The organism is Aminobacter sp. AP02, from assembly GCF_003148805.1.
Lineage (GTDB): Bacteria > Pseudomonadota > Alphaproteobacteria > Rhizobiales > Rhizobiaceae > Aminobacter.
Genome location: NZ_QGGX01000020.1, coordinates 1 through 13581, shown reverse-complemented (window position 1 = coordinate 13581; position 13581 = coordinate 1). Strand labels below are relative to the sequence as shown.

11 protein-coding genes and 1 pseudogene are annotated in these 13581 nt (G+C 55.1%); 8 read left to right on the top strand and 4 right to left on the bottom strand.

Annotation, left to right across the window (positions count from 1 at the left end):
* Positions 1-174: 174 nt before the first annotated feature.
* The 5 genes and pseudogenes from C8K44_RS21865 to C8K44_RS21850 all read left to right on the top strand — a co-directional run bounded on the left by C8K44_RS21865 (position 175) and on the right by C8K44_RS21850 (position 4109).
* Positions 175-1968: an ATP-binding protein gene (locus C8K44_RS21865; protein ID WP_158282774.1), complete on the top strand. Its 1794-nt coding sequence runs from the start codon at positions 175-177 to the stop codon at positions 1966-1968.
* Complete coding sequence (locus C8K44_RS21860; RefSeq protein ID WP_109577891.1) at positions 1956-2720, top strand: ATP-dependent Zn protease; 765 nt, start codon at positions 1956-1958, stop codon at positions 2718-2720. Before C8K44_RS21865 ends, C8K44_RS21860 begins: the two co-directional genes overlap by 13 nt.
* A pseudogene (locus C8K44_RS21855) lies at positions 2721-2822 on the top strand (IS5/IS1182 family transposase); the annotation flags it as partial. It lies immediately after the preceding gene.
* A 338-nt stretch (positions 2823-3160) separates the two neighbouring features.
* Complete coding sequence (locus C8K44_RS27575) at positions 3161-3340, top strand: hypothetical protein (RefSeq protein WP_158282773.1); 180 nt, start codon at positions 3161-3163, stop codon at positions 3338-3340.
* Positions 3273-4109, top strand: a complete 837-nt coding sequence (locus C8K44_RS21850) for a reverse transcriptase domain-containing protein (protein ID WP_109577890.1) — start codon at positions 3273-3275, stop codon at positions 4107-4109. Before C8K44_RS27575 ends, C8K44_RS21850 begins: the two co-directional genes overlap by 68 nt.
* Before the next feature lie 73 nt (positions 4110-4182).
* Here the strand turns inward: C8K44_RS21850 and C8K44_RS21845 are convergent, their stop codons facing one another.
* Positions 4183-4884 (bottom strand): hypothetical protein, encoded by a 702-nt coding sequence (locus C8K44_RS21845; protein ID WP_146203987.1) that lies wholly within the window; start codon positions 4882-4884, stop codon positions 4183-4185.
* A 492-nt stretch (positions 4885-5376) separates the two neighbouring features.
* Between C8K44_RS21845 and C8K44_RS21840 the strand changes: the two genes are divergently transcribed.
* From C8K44_RS21840 to C8K44_RS21830, 3 genes are all read left to right on the top strand, one after another.
* Complete coding sequence (locus C8K44_RS21840) at positions 5377-6723, top strand: SIR2 family protein (RefSeq protein WP_109577888.1); 1347 nt, start codon at positions 5377-5379, stop codon at positions 6721-6723.
* Complete coding sequence (locus C8K44_RS21835) at positions 6720-8498, top strand: ATP-binding protein (RefSeq protein WP_109577887.1); 1779 nt, start codon at positions 6720-6722, stop codon at positions 8496-8498. Before C8K44_RS21840 ends, C8K44_RS21835 begins: the two co-directional genes overlap by 4 nt.
* Positions 8499-8811: 313 nt before the next feature.
* Positions 8812-9870 carry a hypothetical protein gene (locus C8K44_RS21830; RefSeq protein WP_109577886.1) on the top strand — a complete coding sequence of 353 codons (1059 nt, stop codon included), beginning with the start codon at positions 8812-8814 and terminating at the stop codon, positions 9868-9870.
* Between the two features lie 215 nt (positions 9871-10085).
* Here C8K44_RS21830 and C8K44_RS21825 read toward each other — a convergent pair whose 3' ends face one another.
* From C8K44_RS21825 to C8K44_RS21815, 3 genes are all read right to left on the bottom strand, one after another.
* Positions 10086-10961 carry a DUF4238 domain-containing protein gene (locus tag C8K44_RS21825; RefSeq protein ID WP_109577885.1) on the bottom strand — a complete coding sequence of 292 codons (876 nt, stop codon included), beginning with the start codon at positions 10959-10961 and terminating at the stop codon, positions 10086-10088.
* Between the two features lie 159 nt (positions 10962-11120).
* Positions 11121-12527 carry a DUF1254 domain-containing protein gene (locus tag C8K44_RS21820; protein ID WP_109577884.1) on the bottom strand — a complete coding sequence of 469 codons (1407 nt, stop codon included), beginning with the start codon at positions 12525-12527 and terminating at the stop codon, positions 11121-11123.
* Between the two features lie 63 nt (positions 12528-12590).
* Positions 12591-13581 (bottom strand): DUF1214 domain-containing protein (locus tag C8K44_RS21815; RefSeq protein WP_109577883.1); only part of this gene is annotated, 991 nt, incomplete at its 5' end.

The following is a 13581-nucleotide window of genomic DNA, read 5'->3' as shown; positions in this document are numbered from 1 at the left end:
TTGTCTAACAGGGCTCTCATCTGGCCATCCAATTCTGCATGGCGACCGACGTGAGATCGTAACATCCGACATAGTTGCTTTTAGCGAAGAGCTCAGCTGGGCGCGTACGCGGTCGAGGTGGTATCGCCTGGGTCAAAGAGCACACATCATGTCATCCAATTGATGTGCGTCGCCATGATATCCGTACTTTCAAGGTTCCTTATCCGCCAGGCGAAGCGCGCCGCGCGTGATGCCGCTATTCAAAAAGCCATCCTGGCTGGCATGTTTGAAGTGTCCTCGACGGCTGTCAATGGCCGAGACGTGCAACGTCTTGTCCGGTGGGGTGACCAGGTGCTTACGGTCAGGAAAATGAAGAATGTGCTTCGTGCAACCGAACTGGACCGTCCAGGTGAGTATAGGTTCGATGCACTCGACGACGCCCAGTCTTCAGATCCAACGCCGTATCTGCAAAGGTCTGAGATCGAGCGTAGAGAAATCTGGTCGGCCTCAGATCCGAAAGCGCGTCGTCTTCTTTGCCAACTGACCGAAGCTCTCAGCCCGGTCCATTTGGCGGCGATATTCCTGTTGGAACGCGCTGCGCAAAGGTCGGGCCTCTCAGCAAGGCAGTTGCTCGACATCTTCAAAAAGGACCAGCCGATCATCGCCATAGCTTGCCAGGCACTGGAGTTTGACCGGATTTTCCAGCAGCTATTTGAAGAGGGTCTCCTGTTCGGGAGAATGGCGAAATTCGCCGATGGTTATGCACTTGACGGCCCGAAGGAGCATCCCACCTTCGCCAGACTTCCAGCCACCGATTGGAAAATCATTCTATTCTCCCGTCACCAGAAGCGTTCCGAAACATCATCGCAAATCGGGTATTCGCTGATGACGGGATATCCGATGTTTGGGCTGGCCGGGACAATCGACCAGTTTCCGGAAGAGCTGGGTGCTGCGGCGCATTTGATGCTGGACTGTGGTCCACTGGATTACGAAATGATCAGGCTGGTAGCACGGAACGCGACCAGCGTGGAGCTTCCCGACCTGGACGGGGCTCTCGACCTGTCGGCTGTATCCTTATCGGACATTGCGATAGCAATCAGGCCTGATCTCTCTGCGAAGCAGATGGCGTACAAGATCTCGGAGATCAGCTTTTTCAAGAAACAGCGACAAGTCGAGCGGGCAGGTCCGGTCGACAAGCAGCGGGACGCGCTCAAGGACCGTAAAACGAAGAAAGGTAAGCCTACCGGAAGCGACATAATCATGCCCGCAAAGCCGGAAGATCGCCAGGCATTGGGCGTGTTCGCCGATGATCTGTCGACCCTGAGTGGCTACGGCAAAGCACGAGACTGGGGTCTCGATCTGCAAATCGATCTGGGCCACTACAAGGAACATCGAATTGCATGGCGTGATGTGCAGAGCAAGGTCCTGCTCGTCGGCCGGCCCGGAACGGGCAAAACCACGTTCGCCAGGGCGCTGTCCAACACGCTACAAATCCCATTGGTGGCCACTTCTGCGGCCACCTGGCTCCAGCGCGGTCATCTCGGGGATGTGTTGGAAAGGATGTCTAACGTCTTCGAGGAAGCCCGTGATCTCGCACCCTGCATCCTGTTCATTGACGAGACTGACGGTCTCGGACATCGGCACGCACGCGGAGAATACAGCGACTACTGGAACAACGTCGTCAACAGGGCTTTGGAGCTTCTCGACGGCATCGCCAAAACAGAAGGGGTCATCGTGCTGGGGGCCACAAATCGCGTAGACAACATCGATGCGGCTCTGCTGCGCTCGGGCCGATTGGAAAAGCGGTTCGACATCCCGCTTCCCGATATCGAGGCCCTTTCGGGAATTTTCCGCACTCACCTGGGGCAGGACATCAGCCGCGTCGTCATGTCGGCACTGCCGATCCTGTCGGCAAATGAGACGAAAAGCGGAGATATGTATGACCACAGCAGCTCGACAGGGAAACCTTTCCGTTCATGGCTGAATTGATCGGAGATACCATGAATACACAGTCACATACAGATCAGGTTCTGCGCGAACTCGGACGCCGCGCAGCTGGGCTAAGCCCAGCAGATGTCGAACGCATTGTGCGCGAAAGCAGGCAAGCGGCTCGCCGCGCTGATCGCACTCTTGAGTTCAATGATCTGCTTCAGGCATTGGGGCAAGCCAAGCCGCCTCTCCCCGCTCATGTTCGCAGACGATTGGCAATCCATGAGGCAGGGCATTTCGTTGCGCATCTGACATTGGGAGTTGGGCGCATCTCCGCAATATCCATCGAGACGATGGGCGGCGGAGGCTGGATGAGAATGGAGCAGCCGCTGGAACAGGAGGCCACCGAAGATCACCTCGAAAAAATGCTTGTGATCTACCTTGCTGGTCGGGTGGCGGAAGAGCAAATCCTAGGCAATGTGGTTGCCGGTTCTGGCGGAGATGCACGGAGCGATCTGGCCATGGCTACCCGACTGGCGGTCGACATGGAGACCAAGTTCGGCTTTGGTGGCGACTTGTCGTTGGTTTACTTGGACGTCAAGGACATCGCCTGGACGCTCCTTTCACACAAAGAACTCGCGCAGCGGGTAAACGCTAGACTCTGTGACGCCGAGATGGAAGCGCGGAACCTGATATCGCGCAATAATGCTGAGATTGAGATAGTCGTGGATACGCTGCTAACTAATGGCACGCTGGAAGGCGAGTTGCTGAAATCGGTCTTCGAAGGTTTGGGGTCAAGATCACCGATCTAGGTGTTTCCACTGTCGCACGGCGTGCCGCGGGTCGATAATCGTCGGATTATCAGCGGCATCAACTTCGTGATCCGCAACGGACTGCGATGGCATGATGCGCCTGGCGGCAATGGGGTGGAAAGCGGCATGGCAACTAGTAGCCGCCGTGTAGACGCAAGCGGCCGTTCCAGTCGACCGGTCCGTCCCGACGGTAACGTGAGGTTGGGCGGGTAACATGATGGCGCGCGGTTGGGGCGAAGGCATTGAAGAGTCGCGACGGCAATCGTATATGTGCGTTGACTTCGGCGTTAGGCTGCACCTCGCGCTGGTCCTTGGTTCTTGGGGCGACCTGATGGAAGCACCTCGAGTCTTGGGCTTCGGGAACTCCCGTTCTCTCAGTTGACAACTCCATCGTGAAGATGAGGTTGCTGGCGTGCCGAAGGATAGCAATGGAGAGGCATATGAAGAACATTCATAAGCGCCTGAACCTTGCTGCATCGGCCTTGACGGTATCGCTTCTTCTCCTGAAGAATGTGAATATCCTGATTGAGCTGGTCAGCAAGGTTGTCAACTATGCCCGGGGCATTCGAAAATTTCCTGCATTCGTATTGGAAGAACGGCAAACCGATCTTCGCGCCTAACGAATTTAGCATTGAGCTTGGAAACAAGCTCAAACGGAAGGTAGCCAAGAAGTATAAGTTCGACCGCTACATCTATCACTTCAAGGAGGGCTCCCACGTCGCGGCCCTTCATCTCCACCGCAAGAACGGATTTTTCTGTCGCGTTGACATAAATCGCTTCTTCTACAGCGTCAGAAGAAACCGCGTGAAACGTGTTCTGAAAGCTATCGGCGTTCCGAAACCTGAGCATTATGCGAAGTGGTCGTGCGTGAAGAACCCTTTCGAGGGCGGCGGCTACGTCCTGCCCTATGGGTTTGTCCAGTCGCCCATTCTCGCAACTCTGGTTCTGGCGGAGTCGCCTGTCGGCACATTCCTACGGAGCTTGCCGGCATCGATTTCATGCTCGGTCTACATGGACGATCTCTGCCTGTCCGGAAACGATCAGGCTGAGCTGAAGGTGGCGTTTGACGGTCTGGTTGCGGCAGTTGCCGAAGCTGGTTTTACGCTCAATGCCGACAAGACCCGCGAGCCTGCAGGTGAGATCGACATCTTCAACTGCTCTCTGGAGAACGGAGCTACCGCAGTCCTCCCCGGACGTGTTGACGAGTTTTATGCAGAAGAGCGTAGCGAAGCCGCGATAGAAGCGTTTGAGACTTATCGTGATATCGTAAAGTCGACAACTTGGCGTGTTGGTGCCTCGAAGAGGCGACGTCGCAGGGCGTACGTCGAGGGTCGGAGAAAGGCCGCTGCGGATTTGCCATCCGTAGCGACGCCAGACCCTGGCGCTTGATGCGACCCATGCTGATGGTTCTCCTTCGCAAACACTAAACGTTGGAAGGATCATAGCTGCGCCGTGTAGCTCGCTAGCTGCTTTTGCGTTCCCAGAGGTTCTGCGAAAACGCGCCGTCGTCCCAGGCTTTGTCGGACGTTCCCGCAGGCGCAAGGAATCCATCCAAATCGAATCCGTGCCCGTCGATAAGCTTCCAAAGCTCTTTGTCATTCCCGTTCAAGGCAGCGTTGAGGTCGTTCGCGCGATCCCGCTGTAGCTTAGTCACATGCGGAATTGCGACGCTCAGCAGGGCATCAAGGTCTTCAATTGTCCTCAAACTAAAATTTGTTCGCCGATGCGTCATCGTCAGGCCATTCCCTTTCGGGGTTTCTAGGTAAATGACATGCTCCACATGCCATCCGTCCTTGCCAGGCCCAAAATGCGCAATGCACTTGTCGCGCAGATCCACGACTTCTCGGTGTTTCGCTTTCAGCAAGTTGTCGTACGCGCTCGTGACTCCAACGTTGAACCGGGAGATTGCCTTCGAGTGGGTAGCGCGCGAGTAGACAACAACAGCGTGGACGAGCAAGGCGCTTCCCATGTGAGATGTCTCGTCTGAAATTGCCTTGTCGAGACCCTTCAGAAGTTTGACGGACTCCGCCGCAGCCGCGAGGTCGATTCCGACCGACTCAGCCGCGTGAAATGCCTTGATGGCTCTTACCAGCGGCTTGTATCGCCCTGCTTCGAGCTTATCGACGATGGCAGAAAGATCGTATGCTTTGCGGGTCGGTGTCATGCGCTGCTTCATAGCAGCCACACATGATCAGAAACAGAACGTCGTTTCTAACTTTCGTTGCCAGCGACCTCCTTGTGGGTCACGATTTCGGCGTACTGCAAAAGCCAGTGACAAAGGATGCTTCTGCGATGGCATGGTCGCGAGGAACCGTGCTCCAAGAACCCGCACTTTGTCGAGATCGTAGGCTCATGCTGAAGTGCAACATCATCGTTGACGTGAGATATGAGGACACGCGGCGGCCAATCGATAGAAGTGGCGTTTGCTATGCTGAGCGTTTGGATGGCTGATGCAAGCGCTCAACGAACGGCAGGTTTCGAGCACTCCGCAGTCCAGCGTGAACGACTGACTTGGGGTCGGCTGCAGAACAGCAGCTATCTGCGTGACTGCCGCTAGATGTTCGATCCCGGATTTTAATGAAGCATTGTTGCGTCGCCCGACAATACGTTGCTAGTTCTTCCAGTTGTATGTTGATTTTGGCGTCGGGAGTAAAGCTTGAGCGACTTTTGGACGGATAAGCCCGGCGCGGCGGAGAATCTCCGCCTCTTAACTCGGGAAGGAAAATGGCTCGCTTGGGAAGATCAGGAGGCTGATCCTGACGACGCCAATAGTAAAAGGATCGCGGGCGCAAAAGGGCGCGTAAACGAGGTCCTTACCCAGGCTGTCCACGCGACCAACGTTTTGACCCTCCTTGGGGCAGGTGCTTCCTTCTGCGCGAAAAACGCTGGCCCACAGCAAGCGCCCGGCATGAGCGATCTGTGGCACGCGGCCAGATCAAAGGTCTGCGAGGAGAATTTAGTAGACCACTCAGATTTCGACAATGTCGTCCTGGATGTCATCGGCACCTTACCGCAGGAGGAAAATGGTAAGCAACGAGCTGGCGACATCGAAAATCTCCTAAGCCTCTGCAAGATGAAACTTGAATTGATGGAGGCTCGGGCCCAGGAGAGCGAGAAATCCGATCCCGAAGGTCCGATCAGAAAATTGAAGACCTTCATCAAGGAAGCCGAAGGTGCAATCCTTGAGAAGGTCGATTTTGTGGATCAGACGACCGATTTGCTCGCCCACAGAGGGTTAATCCAGAAATTCGCGAAGCGCGCTATAGATAAGCCTCGCGTAAAGGTCTTCACGACCAACTACGATCTCTGCGTCGAAGAGGCTGCATCTCGACTGGGTGTCGTACTCGTAGATGGCTTTTCACATAGCGCAGAACAGCGTTTCAATCGAGACTACTTCCAGCATGATATTGTACGGCGGCAGACGTCCGGTACGAAGGCCGATTACATCGATGGCGTCTTTCACCTTTACAAGCTTCACGGCTCGATTGACTGGCGACGCCGCTCCGATGGCGTCGTCATACGTTCCCAAGCCAACGATCCGGCCCTGAAACCCGTACTGATCTATCCAAGGTCGACCAAATATCAGGAAGCTTTCGAAACTCCATACCTTGACATGTTCGCGGCATTTCAAGCAGCTCTTCGTGAACCTGACACCGCACTTTTGGTTGCAGGCTTCGGGTTCGCCGACGACCATATCAGCGCTCCGATTTGGTCTGCGTTGGAATCAAACCTCTCCCTCCGACTAATCTTGGTCGACCCATCATTCATTCCCGCTTGGAAGCTGGATGCGCATCCAGCGCCCCAACACCTCCTCGACGTCGGGCTGCCGACAAGGAAATACCAAAACAAGATAGCGCGCCTAGTCGTGGAAGGTGATCCGCGTGTCACCCTGCTGAATGGTCGGTTTGAAGATTTGGTGGATGCTGTTCCCGCGATTCCCGGCGAGTCAGATCGGCAACGCCTCCAGATGCGCCTGGATCAGATTAGAGGCGACGCGGTATGACCGACCGAATAATCGCGCTGATCGATCCAGATAAGCGTGTTGGCACCGTGACGAGGGTGAGCGCGTCTTCGATTGAGCTGACTATTCCAAAGGCGTTAGCTGCCAGCGGGCAACGAGGCTTGGCGAGAGGCGCAACCGGAGACTTCGTGTTCGTCGATTGCGATCATGAGACGATCCTTGGCCGGATAACAGACGTCTTCGTCCCAGAGCGCCAGCGTGCTGTGCTCGAGCGCCAGATGGAACGTGATGCGAGTGTCGAACCACAAGGTCGGGCCCAGCTTCTTGCGACAGTCAACAAGGCCACGCACAAGGTGACGCGTGGAATCAACGTAAAGCCGCGTGTAGGCGACGGAATTTATCTGGCTGATGGTGGAGCACTCGCGGCCGCTATTCGAGACGCCCTTCAGGGAGAGATCGAGCAAGGAAAAGACGAGCGTTTGTTAGTGAACCTCGGCACGCTGTCCGGCATTACGGATGCTTCGATTGCCATGCCGCCGGAAAAATTGTTTGGGCGGCACTGTGGAATATTCGGGGCTACCGGAGGCGGTAAAAGTTGGACGTTGTCAAAGCTTCTGAATGAAGTAGTCCGGCTGGGCGGCAAGTGCATACTCTTCGATCCAACCGGGGAATTTGCAGGCAGGGTGTCTGGTGCGAAGGAGTTTTCGTTCTCCAAAGCAAACAAGAAGCAACCGCTTGCGAGATTTCCTTACCGACAATTGTCAGAGATCGATCTGTATGCTCTTTTGACGCCATCGGTGCAGATGCAGGGGCCAAATCTCCGTAGCGCGATCAAAAGCCTTAGGTTGGCAACGGCACTGCGGCGAAAACCCTTACGGTACACGATCAAAGCCATGGAAGATGGCAGTGAACGCTATGCGGTTGGGCAGCGTGGTTTTGTCGAGCTTCGCCCAAGCGGGGTTGTGAGAAAGGCCGGAAACAGTCGTCATGCGCTGTCATTGGCGCTCATCGAATTGTCGAGCGAACTAGATTCGCACCTTTGCGATTTCGACATCCACCTCCTCTCCGACCAGATCAAAGAAGAGTGCGTTAAGCAGCATACAAACGACGGCATGGGTTCTTACGGGCTACACGACGATTTTGCGTTAGGGACCTGCAACTCGTTGAACGTTCGCATTGAGAATTATCTTTCTTCTCCAGAAATGAGATGCCTCTTCTCCGACGAAGGGACGGACATCTGCATGGAGATCCAAGATTTCATTTCAGACCCTAACCAACACGCTCTCGTTCTTTCGTTCGAGCATGTCAGCTTCAAGTACAACACCCGAGAACTGTTATTGAACACACTTGGCCGTTACCTGCTCGGCTTGGCGCGGCAGAACGTGTTTCAGCAATGCCCGCTCGTCTGTTTCCTCGATGAAGCTCATCAATTTATCGGTCGCTCCATAGGTGATGATACAAATCATGTGTTGCTGGATGCCTTTGGTCTTATCGCGAAGGAAGGTCGAAAGTACGGACTGACAACAGCTATAGCCACGCAACGCCCCAGAGATGTGCCTCCAGACGTTCTAAGCCAGCTCGGTACTCTCTTCGTCCACCGACTGACCAACGACCGTGATCGCGAGACCATCGAGCGAGCATGCGGCGATCTGGACCGCGACGCCGCAGCATTCATCCCATCGCTTGCTCAGGGCGAGGCGATCATCGTCGGACCCGAGTTACCCGCTCCGCTACCTATTTTGGTTGACCGCCCTGAGAAGGGGCAGCAGCCCGAGTCTCATGGCCCTCGCTACCAGGCATTCTGGGGGCGATCATAGGTCGCCGATGGATACCTTCGATGACATAACTTTAGACACAGGACGGATCCCTTGCGGGTACCCAGTGTCAACGGCTCATTCAAGTTCAAAGAAAGCACGTAGCGCCTACCTTCATCGGAGATAGGACCGATACGCCGCTCATACATAAATTGCTGAAATGTGTTTCGAAACCTATCCCTTTTGGAAGCATCCAGACATGGTAGCGTGACTAAACGAAACGGCCTCAGGTAAACCTAGGGCGGCTCATGTGTCGATGCTAAGGCCAATGCAAATGTAGGCGGCCGTCGTTTGCTACGTCGGGAGGGGCGCAGGGATGGGTCAGTTGAAATCAAGTGAGGATGGCGCACTCGCCATCCTGCCGATTCATTTTGATTTGCCAGCACACGCCATACCCCTCGATACGTTTGTTCGCACCGCCGAACAGGCGGAAGCCATCATCGCGTCACTGAATAGTGAGCTGTTCGATGGAAAACTGAAATATGAAATCCTGGTGCTTGCCCCACAGGAGGGCTCCTTCAAAAGCAGGATAGGTGTCTATCTGGTTGGGGGGTGGCTTGCCGTTTGGTCATTTACAGAAAGTGATGTCGGTCAGGCATTCATCCGTGGCTTGACACTGCAGGACCCGGCGCATTGGGCGGAGCAAGCAGGTGCGGCAATCAGGGAGCAGATGGTTTCCGATGACGATAATGAGGCTATCGAGGATTCCGACGAAGCGCCAGCGGATGGCGAAGTGAAGAGCCGTGCCGCTGCTGAATTCCTTGTCGAAACGACAAAATCCTTCCTGCAAACGGATGTCTCTGAATTAGAGTCTGTCGGGATAACCACGACGCGTTTCCGGGATGGCTTTGCCGCGCGGAATGAGTTTTACGAAGCTTGTGCTGACACACCCGAAATATGGGGAGTGGGATTTGAAGACGAGCCTGTTTTCCCAGTCGGCCGAAGCGATTTCCTCCGTCTACAGGTTTCGCTTCCACCCCGAGAAGACGAAGACGATGAGCCTTGGTCGACTGGGATTGTCGATCTTAAGGTAACGTCCCCAAACTGGGACAGAGAAGATCGTCAACGTTCCTGGAAAGGCAAGGATTTGAAGGGCCGCGAGCGACTTTTCCGCATTGAAGACGAACAGTTTTGGGGATTGGTGAAGGCGGAACGTTTGAATATCCACATTATGGATACGATCAAGGTACAGTGGGCGTTCCAAGGGAAAGCAACATCGCCAAAGAACATCAGGGTCTTGCGCGTCCTCGAATTCAACGGCGATCTTCTGTCAGAAGCATTAAACGAAAATGCGCTAGAGGCAATTCTGGGCGGCTATATTGCTTCAGACATTGAGCAGGGTGATCTTTTCACCTCCCATTCAGGGAGGAAGTAGGACTACATGTAAGCCTGCTGTTTGCGATGGCTCGGACTCTGCCCGTTCGGCTGAGATATCGAAGTGCTCCCACTTAGCTCGTTCGCGGTCAAAACAGAGCGTATTTCCTACCCTCGTCTGAGATTGGCTCGATTCTACGACATTCTGGACGGTGCAAACTTTCTGTCGGAGGCGAACGGCATCAAATAGTCGTCTCGCGTTGGAGGTCGAAATCGTCAAAAGCTCTTCAAAAGCTTGACGGATGATCCGACGATGATCTGGGCAGAATTTTCCCATTGCCATCTGTTGATCTCGTCGACGTCATTTTGCGTCGCGAGACGTCGAGTGATCGACGGATGACAGCCGGTTTGAGATGGCGTGACCCTAACGGCCAGTGTCTGCGACAGCGGCACGGTAAACCCTTGCCCTAGATTGTCCTGAGGGATCGGAGTGTCGCCCAGCACGAATGCAAGTGGAGAGATCGCATCGATAAGGGACATCTCCATCGTGAGGATAACCTTTCTGATTTCCACCCACGCCTTGACTGCTTCCTGCATCGGCAGATCGGGCGACTGCGGTGAGAGACTACGGAGTTCAGCTAGTTCATTGGCGAGTTGTTCCGCTGGCACTCTGCTGAGAGCAATGTAGAAATTGCCCGACTCCTCCTCAGGGAAGCCGTAATCAACCAAAGTCTGCACGAATTCTGCTTCCGAATACTTGTGGACGCTTGCCAACACGGTGCCAAATTCACGGCTTAGAGTGTTTCCGCGCTTAAGGATATCGGGATGACGAGATGCCTGCATGGCGAGCACCGTGCAAAGATGCTCATGATCATCAGATGTCAGCGTATACCCAGGGGTCATCAACCTCTTGAAGAGTAACGCATCCTTCCCTTCGACGACAGAAAACGTATCCTCCAGCGCATCCGATGGTCGCCATTGCTGGTCGAAGACAGTGTAGAGATAGTCCTCCTGCATCGTCGTACGTGTCGACACGATTGAGACGTCGTCCCCACACCGACAGAAGAGATGTCCACCACTCGATCTAAATCCCCGCTGCCAGTGTTGCGGTACATAGTGATGGTTTTGCTTCTCAAACTTGGGGACGGTCATAAGGTCTCCGGCCAATTGCTGCTGCCGCGCGCCACATTACATGACCATTTCGTTGACGGAAGGTAAGCGATGGCATACCAGCACCTTGGCCATGACTTATGTCGTTCGAAGGACTGCCGCCACGACGGGATCACAGCCTATTCACAATAAACAAATCGTTCACTCTGCATGCTCGATATCCGGGAGGCTCCAGGTTTTTTCAAACAGCGGCTTCTGAGGCCCATAAAACCGAAACAGCACTTCGAACCGATCTCCTGGCTTGGTCGGCGTCCAGTTCGTTTCCTTGCCTGCTGGCGATGCAGGACCAAAGAAGAGATCGACTGTGCCGTCTGCATTTACTGCTAGCCGCTCACTCATGGACGATTTGCCTGGAGATGGGACGTCTCTGACGAGGGACTGAGTTGCCCTGTCATAGACAACGGCAGACCAATACTGGCTCGCGGGAACATGGGCAGGCACTGTTAATTTGTAGTTTTTGCTTCCGTCAAGTGGCTGCCCTGCCTTGTCCTGCGTCGACATCAGATAGAACTGACCGGTCCCAAGGTGTTTGACGGTGGAAAACCCCCAAAAGTTGGTCAGCCCCCTGGAATCAACGGGATAGGTGTCTGACGTCTCGTAAAATGTCGCCGACGTCTTGACCATGTCCAGCGGTGCAGGAACCGACCAATGCGCATTGTCAAAATACGGTTCAAACGCCGTTTCGTAACGGCTGTCGATCCAGGCGTGGGCCTCCGCTACCGCTGCTTCGAGAATGTCCGTGGTCTTCTGATCCGGATCGAATTTCTTGCCTTTCTCAATGCCTATTGAGCGAAGCATATCGACCATGACCTTGTCGCGTGGAAGCCATGGCTCGTACTGCACAACGCGGTCGAGCGAACGATAGAGGCTCAGATCGTAACGAATCGTCGAGTCGAACTCGACACCCAACACGTCGACGAACGTCGTCCTGTCTGGTTTGGCGGCCTGCGACAGGGGATAGAGCTTGATCCTCTGGCCGTAGTCCACCGCCTTGTTGATGGCTTCGTGGCCGATACCTTTCACGGTCGAACGGAAAAGACCGTAGCCTTCGTAAGTCGATGATGGCAGGACAATATATCCCTTCGGCACGGCCTCCTTGTAGTCCGGCGGCAGGATGAGGTATTTGCCACCTTCGCCCTTGTCAGCACCCGCAGGTCCCACATCCTCCAGCGCAGCCTGCCAAACATCCATTAGCGTTCCGGTAATCGATCCCGCATCCCCTGCAGGCGGTATCTCGATGACCACCGGCCCGACATTCTTGGTGTCGTAGAACGGCAGCAGATAGATCGTATCCGGGTTGGGTGTCAGCATCTGGTTCTTCCAGTCCGGAAGCCCCGACCAGTAGACGACCTGGTTGAAGTCGCCACCCTTGTCCTTGAACGCCTGGAACATCCGGTCGAAATTGACGACGGGCATCCCCCAGTTCACGGCCTCGATGGCGCGGCGTTCGACCGTTCTGTCATGCAGTTGGTCTGGCGTGAAATCCACCGCCCCCGCTGTGGACACGAGGAACGGCAGGACGATGAGTGCAGGAAACCAAGCTCGCATGGGATATCTCCAACGTTGCATACCCGAAATTCCTTCACGGATTTCCCGCTCGGGCCGATCCGATCAGTCCACTCGCTTGATACCAGGCAACCGATATGAGCCATTGAGGATTGGCGTTTGCGATCCATAGAGCCGCATCGTGAGATTGAACGGCCCCTTTGGCGCGGGCAGCCAGTTAGACGTGTCGGCCGGACGCTCGTTCTGGATGAGAATTGTCACGGAACCATCCGGCTCGATCTTCAGGCCCTCGGTGGTGCTGCCAATGCTGTAGCGCTTGAAGTCGTTCTCGATGAAGAACTCCTTGTCATCGTACATGCTCATATTCCAGAACACCGAGACAGGCGGAAGATTGTCCTTATCGAAGTGCAAGACGTATTTGTGCTCGCCCGTGAGCGAAGCGCCCGCTCCATCGACACGGGTATTCGGATAGAGGATTTCCTCCGGCACGTTGGCTCCGGTGAGATTGGCGGAGAATGCGGCCCTCACGGCGTAGTTGAAGCCCGCTCTGCCTCCGCCCATCGTATACCTCCAGCCATTGGCGGTTTCAGCCGCATTCGCATAGGTGTTCGCGATGATGGCGTCCGCAGCCAGCGCCGCTCTGGCTAGTCCCCGCTTGGTAGGTTCATCCAGGTTTTGCCACTCGAAACCGTTGGCGACGCTCAGACCGATTTGCTGCGCCGCTCCGACATCGGAATCGGAGAAGTCGTCGCTCGCCGAGAGAAACGTGCGCATACCAAAGCCGATCTGATCATATAGCTGCAAAGCCTCGGGAGCCGTTGGTGTGAACACGAAACGCTCGTAGTCGACCTTCTCAGGAAGCTTGAAATTCAGTCCGTTCTTCTGGAATACCGACAGCGGGAGCAAATTGAACCCTTCCTGTACGGCGCGGGCGCTCGGCAGGTCGGCGTCTCCGTTGACGAACACGCGGTTGGCGACCACGGCGAGTCTCGTCCCGACCTTGATCTGCTTCATGCCTGCCGGGACCATGCCATGGTAATCAGGCCCGGTGATGAGAAAGAGACCGGCCTCTGGCCCTTTGCTTCCTCCGACGTTG